Genomic DNA, 18,463 nt, shown 5'->3' on the forward strand with positions numbered 1-18,463 from the left:
AGGAACGCAATGACCAAGCTCAGGCTGGCCATCGTCGGCGCGGGTCCCGCGGGCATCTACGCCGCCGACCTCATGATCAAGGCCGAGAAGAAGTACGACGTCTCGATCGATCTGTTCGAGCACCTGCCCGCGCCCTACGGCCTGGTCCGCTACGGCGTGGCGCCCGATCACCCGCGCATCAAGGGGATCATCACCGCGCTGCGGGAGGTGCTCGACCGGGGCGACATCCGCATCTTCGGCAACGTGCACTTCGGGACCGACATCACGCTCGAGGATCTCAAGCGGCACTACCACGCCGTGATCTTCGCGACCGGCGCCGTCCGGGACGCTCCGCTCGACGTCCCGGGTGTCGAGCTCGAGGGCTCCTACGGTGCGGCCGACTTCGTCAGCTGGTTCGACGGCCACCCCGACGTGTCGCGCACCTGGCCGCTGGAGGCGTCCTCCGTCGCCGTCATCGGCAACGGCAACGTGGCGCTCGACGTCTCGCGGATGCTGGCGAAGCACGCCGAGGACCTCCTGCCCACCGAGGTCCCGCCGAACGTCTACGAGGGGCTGAAGGCTTCTCCCGTCACCGACGTGCACGTCTTCGGGCGCCGCGGTCCCGCTCAGGTGAAGTTCACGCCGCTGGAGCTGCGCGAGCTGGGCGAGCTGCGCGACGTCGACATGATCGTCGCCGACGAGGACTTCGACCTCGATCCCGCTTCGGAGGCCGCCATCGCGACCAACAAGCAGGTCATGGTCATCAACCGGGTGCTCAACCAGTGGCGCACCCGCGAGGTCGGGAGCGCCTCGCGTCGTCTCCACCTGCACTTCTGGGCGAAGCCGCTCGAGTTCGTGGACGACGGATCGGGTCGGGTCGGCGCGATCCGGTACGAGCGCACCGAGCCGGACGGCGAGGGCGGAGTGCGCGGCACGGGTGAGATCCGCGAGGTCCCCGTGCAGGCCGTGTACCGCGCGGTCGGCTACTTCGGCTCGCCGCTCGACGGCCTCCCGTTCGACGAGATGCGCGGCGTGATCCCGAACCGCGAGGGCCAGGTCCTGGACGACGAGGACCAGCAGGTCCACGGCGTCTACGCGACCGGCTGGATCAAGCGCGGACCGGTGGGCCTCATCGGGCACACCAAGTCCGACGCCATGGAGACCGTCGCGCACGTGCTCAACGACCAGGCGTCCTGGTGGACGCCCGAGCACCCCGAGGAGGCAGCCGTGGTCGCCCTGCTCGAGGAGCGGGAGATCGCCTACACGGATCTCGACGGCTGGCACCGGCTGGACGAGCACGAGATGGCGCTCGGCGAGCCCGAGGGCCGTGCGCGGGTGAAGGTCGTTCCCCGCGAGGACATGATCGCGATCTCGCGGGCGGAGCCGGTAGCGCTCTGACGCGTGGTCTCCGAACGGCCCTCCGGTGCAGTCCGGAGGGCCGTTCGTCGTTCCGGCGTGGACGCCTTGCGCCTCCTCTAGGATTCGGGCACCGCTCTGGACGGAGACAGCATGACCACGGCCGCGCCCCACGACGTCATCCGGGTGCGCGGTGCGCGCCAGAACAACCTCCGGGGGATCGACGTCGATATCCCGAAGCGGAGGATCACCGTGTTCACCGGGGTCTCGGGCTCCGGCAAGTCGTCGCTGGTCTTCGGCACCATCGCGGCCGAGTCCCAGCGCCTCATCAACGAGACCTACTCCGCCTTCGTGCAGCAGTTCATGGGGTCGCCGGCTCGCCCGGACGTGGAGTCGCTCGACGGACTGTCGGCCACGATCGTCGTCGATCAGGAGCGGATGGGGTCGAACGGCCGGTCCACGGTCGGCACGGCGACCGACGCGTACACGATGCTGCGGATCCTCTTCAGCCGGATCGGCGATCCGCACGCGGGCACGAGCGGTGCGTTCTCCTTCAACCTGCCGGAGGGGATGTGCCCGCGGTGCGAGGGGACGGGCCGGGTGTCGAGCATCGACCTCGACGCGCTGATCGACCGCTCGAAGTCGCTCGAGGGCGGCGCTCTCGACGCGATCCCGAACTTCGTCGTCGGCGGCTGGTACTGGAAGGGCCTCGCCGAGTCGGGCCTCTATCCGGCCGATGTGCCGATCGCCGATTTCACGCCCGAGCAGATGGACGCGTTCCTCCACCGTCCGGCCACGAAGATGGCCATCGCCGGGATGACGATGACCTACGAGGGCCTCCTGGTGAAGGTCACCCGCCTCTACCTGGCCAAGGAGGCGGCGCAGCCGCACATCCGCGCCTTCGCCGAGCGGGTGGCCACCTTCGCCGCCTGTCCCGAGTGCGGAGGCGGCCGGCTCACCCGGGCGGCGCTGGAGTCGCGCATCGGGGGCCGGAACATCGCCGAGTGCGCCGCGCTGCAGGCGACCGACCTCGCCGCGTGGCTCCGCGGACTGCAGGCGCCGTCCGTCGCTCCGATCGTCGAGACCCTCCTCGGGACGCTCGACGCCCTCGTCCAGGTCGGCCTCGGCTACCTGTCGCTCGATCGGGAGTCGGGCACGCTCTCGGGCGGTGAGGCGCAGCGGGTCAAGATGGTGCGGCATCTGGGGTCGAGCCTCACGGACGTCACCTACGTCTTCGACGAGCCGACGGCGGGTCTGCATCCGCACGACGTCTCGCGGATGATCGAGCTGCTGCGCCGCCTGCGGGACAAGGGCAACACCGTCCTGGTGGTCGAGCACAAGCCGGAGATCATCGAGATCGCCGATCACGTGGTCGACCTCGGTCCGAGGGCCGGCGCGCACGGCGGCGAGCTGCGGTTCGAGGGGACGGTGGCGCAGCTGCGCACGTCGGACACCCTGACGGGCCGTCATCTCGGTCACCGCGTCCCGCTGAAGGAGGCCGTGCGCCGTCCGACCGGGGCGGTGGAGATCCGCGGGGCCTCCACGCACAACCTCCGCGGCGTCGACGTGGACGTCCCGCTGGGCGTGCTGACCGTCGTCACCGGAGTCGCCGGCTCGGGCAAGTCGTCGCTTCTGCACGGCTCGCTCGCGGGTCGGCCGGGCGTGGTGGTGGCCGACCAGTCGCCGATCCGCGGCTCGCGGCGCAGCAATCCGGCGACCTACACCGGGGTCCTCGACGCGATCCGGGCGGCCTTCGCGAAGGCGAACGGTGTGAGACCGGCGCTCTTCAGCGCGAACTCGGCAGGCGCCTGCCCCGTCTGCAAGGGGGCCGGGATGATCTTCACCGAGCTGGGCCCCGCCGCGGCGGTCTCGTCGGTCTGCGAGGAGTGCGACGGCAAGCGGTTCACCGCTGAGGTGCTCGAGTACCGCCTGCGCGGGAGGAACATCCACGAGGTGCTCTCGATGCCGATCGTCGACGCCGCGGAGTTCTTCGCGAGCGGACCGGCGCACACGGTGCTCGCCCGTCTCGTCGACGTCGGTCTCGGCTACCTCACGCTCGGACAGCCGTTGAACACGCTGTCCGGGGGCGAGCGCCAGCGCCTCAAGCTCGCGATCAACATGGCCTCGTCCGGATCCGTCTACCTGCTCGACGAGCCGACCACGGGCCTGCACCTCGCGGACGTCGACACACTGCTCGGACTGCTCGACCGGCTGGTCGACTCCGGGAACTCGGTCGTGGTGATCGAGCACCACCGCGCCCTGATGGCGCACGCGGACTGGATCATCGACGTGGGGCCCGGAGCCGGGCACGACGGAGGGACGATCGTCTTCGAGGGGACTCCGGTCGGGCTCGCGGCGGCGGACACGCTGACCGGACGCGCCCTCGCCGAGTACGCGCGCTGAGGCGCACGGAGCCGCGACGTCCGCGGGTCAGCGCGAGAACGGGCCGGACAGGGCCGCCCACTGCAGGAGCATGATCGTCTTCGCGTCGACGATCTGCACGCCGATCTGGGTCAGCGCCTCGTCGAACGAGAGCTCGAGGACCTCGATGTCCTCGCCCTCGTCGGCGAGTCCCGCGAACGCTCCGCTGCGGGTCCCCGCGCGGTAGCGCCCGGCGTAGAAGTGCAGCTTCTCGGTGACCGAGCCGGGGCTCATGAACGCGTCGAACACGTGCTCGAGCCGGCCGACCTCGAGTCCGGTCTCCTCGGACGCCTCGCGGCGGGCGCCCTCCTCGGGCCCGTCCTCGTCCAGGAGACCGGCGGGCACTTCGAGGAGCATCCCGTCGAGGTCGCCGTTCACGTACGCGGGGTAGCGGAACTGCCGGATCAGGACGACGGTGCGCGCGTCGGCGTCGTAGAGCAGGACCGCCGCGCCGTTCCCCCGGTCGTAGGTCTCGCGCTGCTCGCTCGTCCAGCTGCCGTCGCGGTGCCGGTAGTCGAAGCGGGTGGTGCGGAGGACGTACCAGTCGCTCGAGAGGAGGGTGACCTCCTTCACGACCACGTCGGGGTTCCCGACGAGGTCGAGCCCGTCCCTGTCGAGTCCGGTGCGGCCCCGCCGGTCGGGGTCGTCGATTCCGGCGGTCACGCGCGTGCTCCCGTGTGCGTCATTCCTCAGCGGAAGTTGACGAACTGGAGGTCGAGCTCGAGGTCGGCTCCGCGCAGGAGCGCCATGGTCGCCTGGAGGTCGTCGCGGCTCTTCGAGGAGACGCGGAGCTCGTCGCCCTGGATCTGCGACTTGACCGACTTCGGCGCCTCGTCGCGGATGAGCTTGTTGATCTTCTTCGCGTGCTCCTGGTCGATGCCCTCCTTGAGGGTGGCCTCGATCCGGTACTCCTTGCCGGACGCGAAGGGCTCGCCCGCGTCGAGGCTCTTGAGGCTGATGCCGCGCTTGATCAGCTTCGACTGGAAGACGTCGAGGATGGCGTTCGCCCGCTCCTCGGTGTTGGCCTTGATCAGGATCTTCTCGCCGCTCCAGGCGATCGAGGCGCCGACGTTCTTGAAGTCGTAGCGCTGCTCGACCTCCTTGTGGGCCTGGTTCAGGGCGTTGTCCGCCTCCATCTTGTCGATCTTGCTGACGACGTCGAACGTTGAATCTGCCATGGCTCCGAGTTTAGCTTTCAGGCGTGGCGGAGCCCGGCCCCAGGCGCGGCTGGTACTTCTGAGGAGTGCGCCGCGTCCCCGTTCTCGTCCTCGTCCCGCTCGCCGGGCTCCTCCTGGCCGGCTGCGGCCAGCGGCCGCCCGCGCTGACGGTCGAGGAGGGCCTGTCCACCGTCCCTCCCGCGGCGACCGCTCCCGTCGCGGCCGACCTCGTCGTGCTGGAGGATCCCGAGCAGGCCGCGGCGACGCCGGTGCGACTGCTCGCCGACGAGGCGTGGCTGGGCACGGCGTCCGAGGGGAGCGGCATCCCGCTGCGTGCGCTCACCGCCTACGCGGGCACGGCCCTCCTCACGGCGTCGGTCGACCCCGACTGCCGGTTGGACTGGGCGACCCTGGCCGGCATCGGCTCCGTCGAGAGCAGGCACGGCACGATCGACGGCGGCGAGCTGGGCGAGGACGGGCGACCGACGGAGCCGATCTACGGTCCGCGCCTGGACGGAACGCGCTTCGACCGGGTCCCCGACAACGACGGCGGGGCTCTGGACGGCGACGCCGAGGTCGACCGGGCGATGGGTCCGCTGCAGATCATCCCGGCGACGTGGATGGCGTGGGCGTCGAGCGGATGGGATCCGCAGAACGTGGACCAGCAGGCGGTGACCGCCGCCCGGTACCTCTGCGACGCCGGCGGCGACCTCTCGACGGAGTCGGGATGGCGGGCGGCGATCGCGGCCTACAACCCGGCCGGGAGCTACGCGGGGAAGGTCGCGGAGGCGGCGTCCCGCTACGCGGCGGAGGCGGACTGAGGCCTCGCGGCACCGATTTCCGATCCGCCGGTCGCGTGGGTATCCTTGCTGAGCGCCTCCGGTTGTGAACACGCGGTCGGGTGCGTCACGGCGAGTTACCCTAGCGGCCAAAGGGATCTGACTGTAAATCAGACGGCGTAGCCTTCGGGGGTTCGAATCCCTCACTCGCCACCGAGCAGGAACACCCAGCAGACGCCCCGGCATCATGAGATGCGCGGGGCGTTCCGCATGTCGGGATATCGCCGTTCCGGCGGAGTGCCTTTCCGGGGGAGCACAGGTCCGGCGGATCGCCGGGCCCGGCGTCTTCGTCCCGTCGCACCCCGCACGCCGTCGGCCCGGCCTCCGCGGTCGCCCGGCCCGCGCTGTCGGCCCGGCCCGCGCCGTCGCCTCAGCCCCGCGCCTCCTGCTCCAGGAACCCCGCGAGGGAGAGCGGCGGCCGTCCGGTCAGCCGCTCGACGTCGCCCGAGACGTGCGCCAGCTGTCCGGCGGCGATCGCGGAGTAGGTGCTGACCCAGGCGTCCAGCTGCCAGTCCGGTGCGTTCCAGCGGCGGCGTGACGCGTACGCCTCCTCGAGGGTCTCGTCGACGTACACGGCGGGGCGGCCCGCCGCCGTCAGGGTCGCCGCGACCTCGTCGAGGGTGAGGGCCTCTGGCCCGGTCAGCTCGTAGGCGGCTCCGCGGTGCTCGGAGGGGGAGCGGAGGACCGCGGCGGCGGCGCGGGCCACGTCCTCGCGCGCGACGACGGCGGCCCGCGCCGATCCCGCGGGTCCGCGGATCGCGCCGTCGTCGCCGAGCATCGCGGGCAGGAAGTCGAGGTAGAGGTTGTCGCGGAGGAACGTCCAGCCCATGCCGGAGCGGCGGATCGCGTCCTCGGTGGCCGCGTGGTCTCGGGCGAGGGTGAAGACCGCGTCGGGTGCGGCTCCGGCGAAGGAGGTGTAGACGACGTGCTCGACACCCGCGGCGGCGGCTGCGTCGACGAACGCGAGGTGCTCGGCGCGGCGCTCCTCGTTCTCGGAGGCGGAGACCATCAGGAGGAGGCGCACGCCCTCGAGCGAGTCGCCCGCGTCGGCGAAGGAGGAGCGCACCACCTCGGCCCCGGGGAGCTCGGGCGCGCGGGACGGGTCGCGGACCAGCAGGCGGAGGGCGTGACCGGCGTCGGCGAGCTCGCGCGCGACGCGACCGCCCACGGCTCCGGTGGCTCCCGTGAGGGCGATAGGGGTGCTCATCCCCCCATGATGGGCCCGATCCCTAGGCTGGGGCCATGAGCGACAACGCCCCCCTCCTCGCCATCGCCCGCTCGATCGCCGTCGAGGCGGCGCACCTCGCCCGCCAGCGGCGGCAGGACGGTGTCGAGATCGCCGCGTCGAAGTCGTCCCCGGAGGACGTGGTGACGGCCGCGGACCGGGAGGTCGAGGAGCTGATCCGCCGGCGCCTGGCCGAGGCGCGTCCGGACGACGGCTTCCTCGGCGAGGAGTCGGGGTCGGGGGGCGGCACGAGCGGGCTGACCTGGGTCGTCGATCCGATCGACGGGACCGTCAACTACCTCTACGGCATCCCCTCCTACGCGGTCAGCATCGCTGTGGTGGAGGGGGAGCCGGATCCCGCGACCTGGACCGCGCTCGCCGGCGCGGTCGTGAACGGAGCGACGGGCGAGGTGACCACGGCCAGCCGAGGCGGGGGAGCCGAGCGGGACGGAGTCGTGCTGCAGGTCTCGGCTCCCTCCTCCCTCTCGCTCGCGCTGGTGGGCACCGGCTTCGGCTACGACGCGGGCCGCCGGATGCGTCAGGGCGCCGTGGTGCAGGAGCTCCTGGGCTCGGTCCGCGACATCCGCCGCATCGGCTCGGCGGCGCTCGACCTGTGCTCGGTGCCCACCAGCGCGAGCGAGAGGGAGGAGGGAGCCGAGACCTGCAGCACGACTCCGTCCCGCTCGGCTCCCCCGCCTCGGCTGGCCGTGGTCACCTCGCCCGTCGCTCCGTTCACGACCGCGCCGGCGAGCGCGGTCCAGGTCGCGGGATCCGGCTCCCCCTCCACCACAGCGATGCTGACCGCGTAGGAGGGGATGCCGTAGAGGTAGTTGACGGTCCCGTCGATCGGATCGACGACCCAGGTCAGCCCGCTCGTGCCGCCCCCCGACCCCGACTCCTCGCCGAGGAAGCCGTCGTCCGGACGCGCCTCGGCCAGGCGCCGGCGGATCAGCTCCTCGACCTCCCGGTCCGCGGCCGTCACCACGTCCTCCGGGGACGACTTCGACGCGGCGATCTCGACACCGTCCTGCCGCCGCTGGCGGGCGAGGTGCGCCGCCTCGACGGCGATCGAGCGGGCGATGGCGAGGAGGGGGGCGTTGTCGCTCATGGCCCCAGCCTAGGGATCGGGCCCATCATGGGGGGATGAGCACCCCTATCGCCCTCACGGGAGCCACCGGAGCCGTGGGCGGTCGCGTCGCGCGCGAGCTCGCCGACGCCGGTCACGCCCTCCGCCTGCTGGTCCGCGACCCGTCCCGCGCGCCCGAGCTCCCCGGGGCCGAGGTGGTGCGCTCCTCCTTCGCCGACGCGGGCGACTCGCTCGAGGGCGTGCGCCTCCTCCTGATGGTCTCCGCCTCCGAGAACGAGGAGCGCCGCGCCGAGCACCTCGCGTTCGTCGACGCAGCCGCCGCCGCGGGTGTCGAGCACGTCGTCTACACCTCCTTCGCCGGAGCCGCACCCGACGCGGTCTTCACCCTCGCCCGAGACCACGCGGCCACCGAGGACGCGATCCGCCGCTCCGGCATGGGCTGGACGTTCCTCCGCGACAACCTCTACCTCGACTTCCTGCCCGCGATGCTCGGCGACGACGGCGCGATCCGCGGACCCGCGGGATCGGGCCGTGCCGCCGTCGTCGCGCGCGAGGACGTGGCCCGCGCCGCCGCCGCGGTCCTCCGCTCCCCCTCCGAGCACCGCGGAGCCGCCTACGAGCTGACCGGGCCAGAGGCCCTCACCCTCGACGAGGTCGCGGCGACCCTGACGGCGGCGGGCCGCCCCGCCGTGTACGTCGACGAGACCCTCGAGGAGGCGTACGCGTCACGCCGCCGCTGGAACGCACCGGACTGGCAGCTGGACCCCTGGGTCAGCACCTACTCCGCGATCGCCGCCGGACAGCTGGCGCACGTCTCGGGCGACGTCGAGCGGCTGACCGGACGGCCGCCGCTCTCCCTCGCGGGGTTCCTGGAGCAGGAGGCGCGGGGCTGAGGCGACGGCGCGGGCCGGGCCGACAGCGCGGGCCGGGCGACCGCGGAGGCCGGGCCGACGGCGTGCGGGGTGCGACGGGACGAAGACGCCGGGCCCGGCGATCCGCCGGACCTGTGCTCCCCCGGAAAGGCACTCCGCCGGAACGGCGATATCCCGACATGCGGAACGCCCCGCGCATCTCATGATGCCGGGGCGTCTGCTGGGTGTTCCTGCTCGGTGGCGAGTGAGGGATTCGAACCCCCGAAGGCTACGCCGTCTGATTTACAGTCAGATCCCTTTGGCCGCTAGGGTAACTCGCCGTGACGCACCCGACCGCGTGTTCACAACCGGAGGCGCTCAGCAAGGATACCCACGCGACCGGCGGATCGGAAATCGGTGCCGCGAGGCCTCAGTCCGCCTCCGCCGCGTAGCGGGACGCCGCCTCCGCGACCTTCCCCGCGTAGCTCCCGGCCGGGTTGTAGGCCGCGATCGCCGCCCGCCATCCCGACTCCGTCGAGAGGTCGCCGCCGGCGTGGCAGAGGTACCGGGCGGCGGTCACCGCCTGCTGTTCCACGTGTTGCGGATCCCATCCGCTCGCCGCCCACGTCATACACGTGGCCGGGATGATCTGCAGCGGACCCATCGCCCGGTCGACCTCGGCGTCGCCGTCCAGAGCCCCGCCGTCGTTGTCGGGGACCCGGTCGAAGCGCGTTCCGTCCAGGCGCGGACCGTAGATCGGCTCCGTCGGCCGCCCGTCCTCGCCCAGCTCGCCGCCGTCGATCGTGCCGTGCCTGCTCTCGACGTAGCCGATGCCGGCCAGGGTCGCCCAGTCCAACCGGCAGTCGGGGTCGACCGACGCCGTGAGGAGGGCCGTGCCCGCGTAGGCGGTGAGCGCACGCAGCGGGATGCCGCTCCCCTCGGACGCCGTGCCCAGCCACGCCTCGTCGGCGAGCAGTCGCACCGGCGTCGCCGCGGCCTGCTCGGGATCCTCCAGCACGACGAGGTCGGCCGCGACGGGAGCGGTCGCCGCGGGAGGGACGGTGGACAGGCCCTCCTCGACCGTCAGCGCGGGCGGCCGCTGGCCGCAGCCGGCCAGGAGGAGCCCGGCGAGCGGGACGAGGACGAGAACGGGGACGCGGCGCACTCCTCAGAAGTACCAGCCGCGCCTGGGGCCGGGCTCCGCCACGCCTGAAAGCTAAACTCGGAGCCATGGCAGATTCAACGTTCGACGTCGTCAGCAAGATCGACAAGATGGAGGCGGACAACGCCCTGAACCAGGCCCACAAGGAGGTCGAGCAGCGCTACGACTTCAAGAACGTCGGCGCCTCGATCGCCTGGAGCGGCGAGAAGATCCTGATCAAGGCCAACACCGAGGAGCGGGCGAACGCCATCCTCGACGTCTTCCAGTCGAAGCTGATCAAGCGCGGCATCAGCCTCAAGAGCCTCGACGCGGGCGAGCCCTTCGCGTCCGGCAAGGAGTACCGGATCGAGGCCACCCTCAAGGAGGGCATCGACCAGGAGCACGCGAAGAAGATCAACAAGCTCATCCGCGACGAGGCGCCGAAGTCGGTCAAGTCGCAGATCCAGGGCGACGAGCTCCGCGTCTCCTCGAAGAGCCGCGACGACCTCCAGGCGACCATGGCGCTCCTGCGCGGAGCCGACCTCGAGCTCGACCTCCAGTTCGTCAACTTCCGCTGAGGAATGACGCACACGGGAGCACGCGCGTGACCGCCGGAATCGACGACCCCGACCGGCGGGGCCGCACCGGACTCGACAGGGACGGGCTCGACCTCGTCGGGAACCCCGACGTGGTCGTGAAGGAGGTCACCCTCCTCTCGAGCGACTGGTACGTCCTCCGCACCACCCGCTTCGACTACCGGCACCGCGACGGCAGCTGGACGAGCGAGCAGCGCGAGACCTACGACCGGGGGAACGGCGCGGCGGTCCTGCTCTACGACGCCGACGCGCGCACCGTCGTCCTGATCCGGCAGTTCCGCTACCCCGCGTACGTGAACGGCGACCTCGACGGGATGCTCCTCGAAGTGCCCGCCGGTCTCCTGGACGAGGACGGGCCCGAGGAGGGCGCCCGCCGCGAGGCGTCCGAGGAGACCGGACTCGAGGTCGGCCGGCTCGAGCACGTGTTCGACGCGTTCATGAGCCCCGGCTCGGTCACCGAGAAGCTGCACTTCTACGCCGGGCGCTACCGCGCGGGGACCCGCAGCGGAGCGTTCGCGGGACTCGCCGACGAGGGCGAGGACATCGAGGTCCTCGAGCTCTCGTTCGACGAGGCGCTGACCCAGATCGGCGTGCAGATCGTCGACGCGAAGACGATCATGCTCCTGCAGTGGGCGGCCCTGTCCGGCCCGTTCTCGCGCTGACCCGCGGACGTCGCGGCTCCGTGCGCCTCAGCGCGCGTACTCGGCGAGGGCGCGTCCGGTCAGCGTGTCCGCCGCCGCGAGCCCGACCGGAGTCCCCTCGAAGACGATCGTCCCTCCGTCGTGCCCGGCTCCGGGCCCCACGTCGATGATCCAGTCCGCGTGCGCCATCAGGGCGCGGTGGTGCTCGATCACCACGACCGAGTTCCCGGAGTCGACCAGCCGGTCGAGCAGTCCGAGCAGTGTGTCGACGTCCGCGAGGTGCAGGCCCGTGGTCGGCTCGTCGAGCAGGTAGACGGATCCGGACGAGGCCATGTTGATCGCGAGCTTGAGGCGCTGGCGCTCGCCCCCGGACAGCGTGTTCAACGGCTGTCCGAGCGTGAGGTAGCCGAGACCGACGTCGACGAGACGGGCGAGCACCGTGTGCGCCGGTCCGCTCGCGAAGAACTCCGCGGCGTCGACGATCGGCATCGAGAGCACCTCGTGGATGTTCCTCCCGCGCAGGCGGTACTCGAGCACCTCAGCGGTGAACCGCTTGCCGTCGCACTCCTCGCAGACCGACGAGACCGCCGCGGCGGGGCCCAGCTCGGTGAAGATCATCCCGGCCCCCTTGCAGACGGGGCAGGCGCCTGCCGAGTTCGCGCTGAAGAGCGCCGGTCTCACACCGTTCGCCTTCGCGAAGGCCGCCCGGATCGCGTCGAGGACCCCGGTGTAGGTCGCCGGATTGCTGCGCCGCGAGCCGCGGATCGGCGACTGGTCGGCCACCACCACGCCCGGCCGACCCGCGAGCGAGCCGTGCAGAAGCGACGACTTGCCCGAGCCGGCGACTCCGGTGACGACGGTCAGCACGCCCAGCGGGACGTCCACGTCGACGCCGCGGAGGTTGTGCGTGGAGGCCCCGCGGATCTCCACCGCCCCGGTCGGACGGCGCACGGCCTCCTTCAGCGGGACGCGGTGACCGAGATGACGGCCCGTCAGGGTGTCCGACGTGCGCAGCTGCGCCACCGTCCCCTCGAACCGCAGCTCGCCGCCGTGCGCGCCGGCCCTCGGACCGAGGTCGACCACGTGATCGGCGATCTCGATGATCTCCGGCTTGTGCTCGACCACCAGGACGGTGTTGCCCTTGTCCCGCAGGCGGCGCAGCAGCTCGATCATCCGCGAGACGTCGTGCGGATGCAGACCCGCCGTCGGCTCGTCGAAGACGTAGGTGACGTCCGTGAGGCTCGACCCCAGATGCCGCACCATCTTGACCCGCTGCGCCTCACCGCCCGAGAGCGTGCCCGACTCCCGATCGAGCGACAGGTAGCCGAGGCCGACCTGGACGAGGGCGTCGAGCGTCCCGAGGAGGGTCTCGACGATCGGAGCGACGGACGGCGCCTGCAGTCCGCGGAGCCACGCGGCGAGGTCGGTCGCCTGCAGCGCGGCGCACTCGGCGATGTTCCGGCCCCCGATGCGCGACTCCAGCGCCGCCCGGGTGAGCCGGCCGCCTCCGCACTCGGGACAGGCGGCGAAGGTGGCCACCCGCTCGGCGAAGGCGCGGATGTGCGGCTGCGCCGCCTCCTTGGCCAGGTAGAGGCGGGTGACCTTCACCAGGAGGCCCTCGTAGGTCATCGTCATCCCGGCGATGGCCATCTTCGTGGCCGGACGGTGGAGGAACGCGTCCATCTGCTCGGGCGTGAAATCGGCGATCGGCACATCGGCCGGATAGAGGCCCGACTCGGCGAGGCCCTTCCAGTACCAGCCGCCGACGACGAAGTTCGGGATCGCGTCGAGAGCGCCGCCCTCGAGCGACTTCGAGCGGTCGATCAGCGCGTCGAGGTCGATGCTCGACACCCGGCCCGTCCCCTCGCACCGCGGGCACATCCCCTCCGGCAGGTTGAAGGAGAACGCACCGCTCGTGCCCGCGTGCGGATCGCCGATCCGGCTGAAGAGGATCCGCAGCATCGTGTACGCGTCGGTCGCCGTGCCGACCGTGGACCGGCCGTTCGACCCCATCCGCTCCTGATCGACGACGATCGTGGCCGACAGTCCGTCGAGCGACTCCACGTCCGGGCGAGCCGGCGACCCCATGAACTGCTGCACGAAGGCGGAGTAGGTCTCGTTGATGAGGCGCTGGGACTCGGCCGCGATGGTGCCGAAGACCAGCGACGACTTGCCGGAGCCCGAGACCCCGGTGAACACGGTGATCCTCCGCTTCGGGATATCGACGTCGATCCCCCGGAGGTTGTTCTGGCGCGCACCGCGCACCCGGATGACGTCGTGGGGCGCGGCCGTGGTCATGCTGTCTCCGTCCAGAGCGGTGCCCGAATCCTAGAGGAGGCGCAAGGCGTCCACGCCGGAACGACGAACGGCCCTCCGGACTGCACCGGAGGGCCGTTCGGAGACCACGCGTCAGAGCGCTACCGGCTCCGCCCGCGAGATCGCGATCATGTCCTCGCGGGGAACGACCTTCACCCGCGCACGGCCCTCGGGCTCGCCGAGCGCCATCTCGTGCTCGTCCAGCCGGTGCCAGCCGTCGAGATCCGTGTAGGCGATCTCCCGCTCCTCGAGCAGGGCGACCACGGCTGCCTCCTCGGGGTGCTCGGGCGTCCACCAGGACGCCTGGTCGTTGAGCACGTGCGCGACGGTCTCCATGGCGTCGGACTTGGTGTGCCCGATGAGGCCCACCGGTCCGCGCTTGATCCAGCCGGTCGCGTAGACGCCGTGGACCTGCTGGTCCTCGTCGTCCAGGACCTGGCCCTCGCGGTTCGGGATCACGCCGCGCATCTCGTCGAACGGGAGGCCGTCGAGCGGCGAGCCGAAGTAGCCGACCGCGCGGTACACGGCCTGCACGGGGACCTCGCGGATCTCACCCGTGCCGCGCACTCCGCCCTCGCCGTCCGGCTCGGTGCGCTCGTACCGGATCGCGCCGACCCGACCCGATCCGTCGTCCACGAACTCGAGCGGCTTCGCCCAGAAGTGCAGGTGGAGACGACGCGAGGCGCTCCCGACCTCGCGGGTGCGCCACTGGTTGAGCACCCGGTTGATGACCATGACCTGCTTGTTGGTCGCGATGGCGGCCTCCGAAGCGGGATCGAGGTCGAAGTCCTCGTCGGCGACGATCATGTCGACGTCGCGCAGCTCGCCCAGCTCGCGCAGCTCCAGCGGCGTGAACTTCACCTGAGCGGGACCGCGGCGCCCGAAGACGTGCACGTCGGTGACGGGAGAAGCCTTCAGCCCCTCGTAGACGTTCGGCGGGACCTCGGTGGGCAGGAGGTCCTCGGCGTGCTTCGCCAGCATCCGCGAGACGTCGAGCGCCACGTTGCCGTTGCCGATGACGGCGACGGAGGACGCCTCCAGCGGCCAGGTGCGCGACACGTCGGGGTGGCCGTCGAACCAGCTGACGAAGTCGGCCGCACCGTAGGAGCCCTCGAGCTCGACACCCGGGACGTCGAGCGGAGCGTCCCGGACGGCGCCGGTCGCGAAGATCACGGCGTGGTAGTGCCGCTTGAGATCCTCGAGCGTGATGTCGGTCCCGAAGTGCACGTTGCCGAAGATGCGGATGTCGCCCCGGTCGAGCACCTCCCGCAGCGCGGTGATGATCCCCTTGATGCGCGGGTGATCGGGCGCCACGCCGTAGCGGACCAGGCCGTAGGGCGCGGGCAGGTGCTCGAACAGATCGATCGAGACGTCGTACTTCTTCTCGGCCTTGATCATGAGGTCGGCGGCGTAGATGCCCGCGGGACCCGCGCCGACGATGGCCAGCCTGAGCTTGGTCATTGCGTTCCTCCTGCCGGGGCGCCGCAGCGCACAACCGGTCTCATTCCTGCGGCGCAGGGCGCGCCGCGACGATCGGGGTCAGCCGTTGCGCTCGACGACGGTGTCGGCGAAGCGCGTCAGCGCCTTGCGGACGGAGCCGTCGGGCAGCGGAGCGAGGGCGGCGACGGCCTCGTCGGCCCACCGGTGGGCCTCGGCGAGGGTCTGCGCGGTGACGTCGTGATCGCGCAGCTGAGAGATGGCGTCGGAGATGTCGGCGGTGTGCTCCTCCGAGTGCGCGATGGCGTCGTTCGAGCGGCTCACATAGCTCTCGATGCGGGCGAGGAGAGCCGCGGCCTCCCTATCGGAGGAGGCGCGCTCGCGCAGGCGCAGGATCGGCAGCGTCGACACGCCGGCGCGGATGTCCGTGCCGGGGTTCTTGCCGGTCTCCTCCGGCTGGGGAGAGAGGTCGATGACGTCGTCGACGATCTGGAAGGCGACGCCGATCTTCTCGCCGAAGACGCGCATGGCCTCCTCGTACTCCTCCGGAGCCTCCGAGAACGCGACTCCCGTGCGGCCCGCCGCGGCGATCAGGGACCCGGTCTTGTCGGCCAGGACGGACAGGTAGTGCTCGACCGGGTCCTCGCCGTCGGTCGGGCCGACCGTCTCGTGCAGCTGCCCGAGGACGAGCCGCTCGAACGTGTCGGCTTGCAGCCGGATCGCCTTGTCGCCGAGCTCGACCATCAGCTGGTTCGCGCGGGCGAAGAGCAGATCGCCCGTCAGGATGGCCACGTTGTTGCCCCACACGGTCTGCGCCGACGGGACGCCGCGGCGCTTCTCCGCCTCGTCCATGACGTCGTCGTGGTAGAGCGATGCGAGATGCGTGATCTCGATCGCCTGCGCGCCGAGCAGGACCTGCGGCGTGTTGCCACGGCCCAGCGACGCGGCCAGGAGGGTGAGCATCGGGCGCACACGCTTGCCGCCCGCCTCGAGGAGGTACCGGGTGGAGACGTCGGCCACAGCGTCCGCGAAGGACAGCTGCCGGACGAGACCCTCCTCGACCTGCTCCAGACCCGCGTCGATCGTGCGGGCGAGAGCCCGGTCCGACGAGGAGGAGAAGATGCGCTCGGAGAGGCCGAGCTGCGCCGTCAGAGACGGGCTGCGACGGGCGACGGGCGCAGTGGCGTTCACAGGGAAACCCTAACGTCTCGGCCTGTGCGGACCCCGGTCGTCATCGGGTCGCCGCGATCGGCTTGACGCCGCGGTGCAGCGCCACGATGCCCGCGGTCAGATCGCGGTAGGCCACGCGCTCGAAGCCCGCCGCGCGGAGCCAGGCGGCGACGACGCTCTGCTCCGGCCAGGCCCGGATGGAATCGCCGAGATAGTCGTACGCGGGATTGTTCGACGACGCGAGGCGCACGACGGCGGGCATGACCGTCGACAGGTAGAAGTCGTACGCGGCGGCCAGCGGAGCGATCGGCGGAGTCGAGAACTCGCAGATCACGACCCGGCCGCCGGGCTTCAGCACACGCAGGAACTCGGCGAGCGCCGTCCTCGGCTCGGCCACGTTGCGCAGACCGAACGAGATGGTCACGGCGTCGAACGACTCGTCCTCGAACGGGAGGTCCATCGCGTCGGCCTGGACGAACTCGATCCGGTCGTTGCCCGCCTGACGGCGACGGCCGACGGCGATCATCCCCGGGGAGAAGTCGGCTGCGACGACCTGGGCGCCCGACCGCGCCAGCGACGCGCTCGACGTTCCGGTGCCGGCCGCGATGTCGAGGATGCGCTCACCGGGAGCAGGGTTGACGGCGCGAGTCGTCGCGATCCGCCAGAGCCGGTCGTTCCCCACCGAGAGGAGTCCGTTCACCAGGTCGTAGGCGGGAGCCACGGTGTCGAACATCGAGGCGACCTCGTCGGGCCGTTTGGTGAGGTCTGCCTTCGTCACGATCCGCAAGTCTACGGCGAGACGAGGGACGGCGGCTGTGCATCCGCCGTCCCGCGCCCGGTCGGCGCGCTCCCCCCTGGGGAAGCGCCGGGACCGCCCCGCTCCGCCTCGCGCGGCGGCCCCGGACCGGATCACGGTAGCAACGGAGCCCTGCGCCCCGAGCCCCGCGGCATGGGACGTCCCATCCTCTGGCGCGGGCGTACCCTGCTGAGGTGACGCTCATCGGCGCTGGAACCCCCCTGCTGCGTGCGGAGACGACTCCACTGGACTCTCCGCCGTCGCTCCTCTCCCACTCCGACCCGAGGCGGCCCCTCCTCTGGCAGCGCGACGGCGCCGGGCTCAGCGGACGCGGCGAGGCTCTGCGCCTCGAGTTCTCGGGCCCGGAACGGCTGCGGGAGGCGGCGGCAACCTGGCGTCGGCTCTGCGACGCGGCGACGGTGGAGAACCGGGTCGGACTGCCCGGGACGGGGCTGGTCGCGTTCGGGACCTTCGCTTTCTCGAGCCGATCCGAGGCGACGAGCGTGCTGATCGTGCCGCGCACCGTGATCGGGACGCGCGACGGCCGGTCATGGCTGACGCGGATCACGATCGGCGAGGCGGAGAGACCGTATACGCCGAGCGAGGAGCCGCTGGGGGCGGAGTACCACGTGCCGCTCTCGCCGGGTGCGCTGCCGCCCGACGGGTACCGCGCGGCGGTCGCTGCCGCGGTGGAGACGATCCGGGCGGGCGAGCTGTCCAAGGTCGTGATCGCGCGCGATCTGAAGGGACGGCTCCCGCCGGGGGCGGACCTGCGTCGGATGCTGGGTGCGCTCACCGAGCGGTACCCGGACTGCTGGGGCTTCGCCGTGGACGGATTCCTCGGCGCCAGTCCGGAGACGCTGGTCGCGGTCGATCGGGGCGAGATCTCGGCGAGGGTGTTGGCCGGCACGGCCGCACGAGGCGAGGATCCCCTCGCCGACGCGGACGTGGAGGCTGCTCTGCTCGAGAGTCCGAAGGACCGCTCGGAGCACGCTTTCGCTCTCGCCAGTCTGGTCCGGGAGCTCGAGCCCCACACGCGGGAGCTGACGGCCGGCGCCGCCCCGTTCACGCTCCGCCTGCCGAACCTCTGGCACCTCGCGACGGACGTGCGAGGAATTCTGGACGACTCCTCCAGCGCGCTCGATCTCGTCGATGCTCTTCACCCGACCACGGCCGAGGCCGTCACTCGGACAGCCGACGCCCGTGCGCGCATCGAGCACCTGGAGCCCTCCGACCGCGGTCGGTACGCAGGACCCGTCGGCTGGATCGACGGCAACGGCGACGGCGAGTGGGCCGTCGGACTCCGCAGCGCCGAGGTCACGGCCGAGGGCGCGGTCACGGCCTGGGCGGGCGCCGGCATCGTGGCCGACAGCGTTCCCGAGTCCGAGCTCGCCGAGACCCGCATGAAGTTCCGCCCGATCACCGACGCGCTGGCCTGACGCACGTCGGGA

The 18,463-nt window shown here is 71.6% G+C and carries 16 protein-coding genes, 2 tRNA genes and 1 pseudogene; 9 read left to right on the forward strand and 10 right to left on the reverse strand.

Translation table 11 applies throughout. The annotated features are described in order from the left end of the window. Nucleotides 1-9 precede the first annotated feature (9 nt). On the forward strand, nt 10-1,377 hold the full coding sequence (locus tag C5C82_RS09990) for an FAD-dependent oxidoreductase (protein WP_104223603.1): 1,368 nt from the start codon (nt 10-12) through the stop codon (nt 1,375-1,377). A gap of 111 nt (nt 1,378-1,488) precedes the next feature. Further along, nucleotides 1,489-3,738, forward strand: a complete 2,250-nt coding sequence (locus C5C82_RS09995; RefSeq protein WP_104355005.1) for an excinuclease ABC subunit UvrA — start codon at nt 1,489-1,491, stop codon at nt 3,736-3,738. Between the two features lie 27 nt (nt 3,739-3,765). On the opposite strand, the gene C5C82_RS10000 is transcribed toward C5C82_RS09995, so the two are convergent. Then, complete coding sequence (locus tag C5C82_RS10000) at nt 3,766-4,419, reverse strand: NUDIX domain-containing protein (RefSeq protein ID WP_104233413.1); 654 nt, start codon at nt 4,417-4,419, stop codon at nt 3,766-3,768. A 26-nt stretch (nt 4,420-4,445) separates the two neighbouring features. Continuing rightward, on the reverse strand, nt 4,446-4,934 hold the full coding sequence (locus C5C82_RS10005) for a YajQ family cyclic di-GMP-binding protein (RefSeq protein ID WP_104223606.1): 489 nt from the start codon (nt 4,932-4,934) through the stop codon (nt 4,446-4,448). Between the two features lie 65 nt (nt 4,935-4,999). On the opposite strand from C5C82_RS10005, the gene C5C82_RS10010 reads away from it, so the two are divergent. Together C5C82_RS10010 and C5C82_RS10015 are read left to right on the forward strand one after the other, a co-directional pair. After that, the gene (locus C5C82_RS10010) at nt 5,000-5,734 is read left to right on the forward strand and encodes a hypothetical protein (RefSeq protein WP_104355006.1); all 735 of its coding nucleotides are present in this window, start codon (nt 5,000-5,002) and stop codon (nt 5,732-5,734) included. An 89-nt stretch (nt 5,735-5,823) separates the two neighbouring features. Beyond that, nucleotides 5,824-5,905, forward strand: a tRNA-Tyr gene (locus C5C82_RS10015). 217 nt (nt 5,906-6,122) lie between these two features. Here C5C82_RS10015 and C5C82_RS10020 read toward each other — a convergent pair. After that, nucleotides 6,123-6,959 (reverse strand): SDR family oxidoreductase, encoded by an 837-nt coding sequence (locus tag C5C82_RS10020; RefSeq protein ID WP_104355007.1) that lies wholly within the window; start codon nt 6,957-6,959, stop codon nt 6,123-6,125. 35 nt (nt 6,960-6,994) lie between these two features. On the opposite strand from C5C82_RS10020, the pseudogene C5C82_RS10025 reads away from it, so the two are divergent. Beyond that, nucleotides 6,995-7,600: pseudogene (locus C5C82_RS10025) on the forward strand (inositol monophosphatase family protein); the annotation flags it as partial. Here the strand turns inward: C5C82_RS10025 and C5C82_RS10030 are convergent. After that, on the reverse strand, nt 7,516-8,085 hold the full coding sequence (locus tag C5C82_RS10030; protein ID WP_104355008.1) for an inositol monophosphatase family protein: 570 nt from the start codon (nt 8,083-8,085) through the stop codon (nt 7,516-7,518). The pseudogene C5C82_RS10025 and the gene C5C82_RS10030 sit on opposite strands and share 85 nt — an antisense overlap. 35 nt (nt 8,086-8,120) lie before the next feature. Between C5C82_RS10030 and C5C82_RS10035 the strand changes: the two genes are divergently transcribed. After that, entirely contained in the window at nt 8,121-8,957 is an 837-nt protein-coding gene (locus C5C82_RS10035; protein ID WP_104355009.1) for an SDR family oxidoreductase, read from the forward strand. 217 nt (nt 8,958-9,174) lie between these two features. Here the strand turns inward: C5C82_RS10035 and C5C82_RS10040 are convergent. Both C5C82_RS10040 and C5C82_RS10045 read right to left on the reverse strand, forming a co-directional pair. After that, nucleotides 9,175-9,256: transfer RNA gene (locus C5C82_RS10040), tRNA-Tyr, on the reverse strand. 89 nt (nt 9,257-9,345) lie between these two features. After that, nucleotides 9,346-10,080, reverse strand: coding sequence for a hypothetical protein (locus tag C5C82_RS10045; protein WP_104355010.1), 735 nt, complete (start codon nt 10,078-10,080; stop codon nt 9,346-9,348). Nucleotides 10,081-10,145: 65 nt separating this feature from the next. Here C5C82_RS10045 and C5C82_RS10050 point away from each other — a divergent pair, with 65 nt between their 5' ends. Both C5C82_RS10050 and C5C82_RS10055 read left to right on the forward strand, forming a co-directional pair. Next, nucleotides 10,146-10,634 (forward strand): YajQ family cyclic di-GMP-binding protein, encoded by a 489-nt coding sequence (locus tag C5C82_RS10050; RefSeq protein ID WP_104223606.1) that lies wholly within the window; start codon nt 10,146-10,148, stop codon nt 10,632-10,634. Between the two features lie 26 nt (nt 10,635-10,660). Further along, nucleotides 10,661-11,314, forward strand: coding sequence for an NUDIX domain-containing protein (locus C5C82_RS10055; RefSeq protein WP_104233413.1), 654 nt, complete (start codon nt 10,661-10,663; stop codon nt 11,312-11,314). 27 nt (nt 11,315-11,341) lie between these two features. Here the strand turns inward: C5C82_RS10055 and C5C82_RS10060 are convergent, their stop codons facing one another. The 4 genes from C5C82_RS10060 to ubiE all read right to left on the reverse strand — a co-directional run bounded on the left by C5C82_RS10060 (nt 11,342) and on the right by ubiE (nt 16,994). Further along, nucleotides 11,342-13,591 (reverse strand): excinuclease ABC subunit UvrA, encoded by a 2,250-nt coding sequence (locus tag C5C82_RS10060; protein ID WP_104355005.1) that lies wholly within the window; start codon nt 13,589-13,591, stop codon nt 11,342-11,344. A 111-nt stretch (nt 13,592-13,702) separates the two neighbouring features. Beyond that, nucleotides 13,703-15,070 (reverse strand): FAD-dependent oxidoreductase, encoded by a 1,368-nt coding sequence (locus C5C82_RS10065; RefSeq protein WP_104223603.1) that lies wholly within the window; start codon nt 15,068-15,070, stop codon nt 13,703-13,705. Nucleotides 15,071-15,148: 78 nt separating this feature from the next. After that, on the reverse strand, nt 15,149-16,237 hold the full coding sequence (locus C5C82_RS10070; protein WP_104355011.1) for a polyprenyl synthetase family protein: 1,089 nt from the start codon (nt 16,235-16,237) through the stop codon (nt 15,149-15,151). A gap of 40 nt (nt 16,238-16,277) precedes the next feature. Next, nucleotides 16,278-16,994, reverse strand: a complete 717-nt coding sequence (ubiE, locus tag C5C82_RS10075) for a bifunctional demethylmenaquinone methyltransferase/2-methoxy-6-polyprenyl-1,4-benzoquinol methylase UbiE (RefSeq protein ID WP_104226060.1) — start codon at nt 16,992-16,994, stop codon at nt 16,278-16,280. A 212-nt stretch (nt 16,995-17,206) separates the two neighbouring features. Here ubiE and C5C82_RS10080 point away from each other — a divergent pair, with 212 nt between their 5' ends. Further along, entirely contained in the window at nt 17,207-18,451 is a 1,245-nt protein-coding gene (locus tag C5C82_RS10080) for an isochorismate synthase (RefSeq protein ID WP_308471856.1), read from the forward strand. Nucleotides 18,452-18,463 lie beyond the last annotated feature (12 nt).

Source organism: Rathayibacter sp. AY1D5 (assembly GCF_002932515.1).
Taxonomy (GTDB): domain Bacteria; phylum Actinomycetota; class Actinomycetes; order Actinomycetales; family Microbacteriaceae; genus Rathayibacter.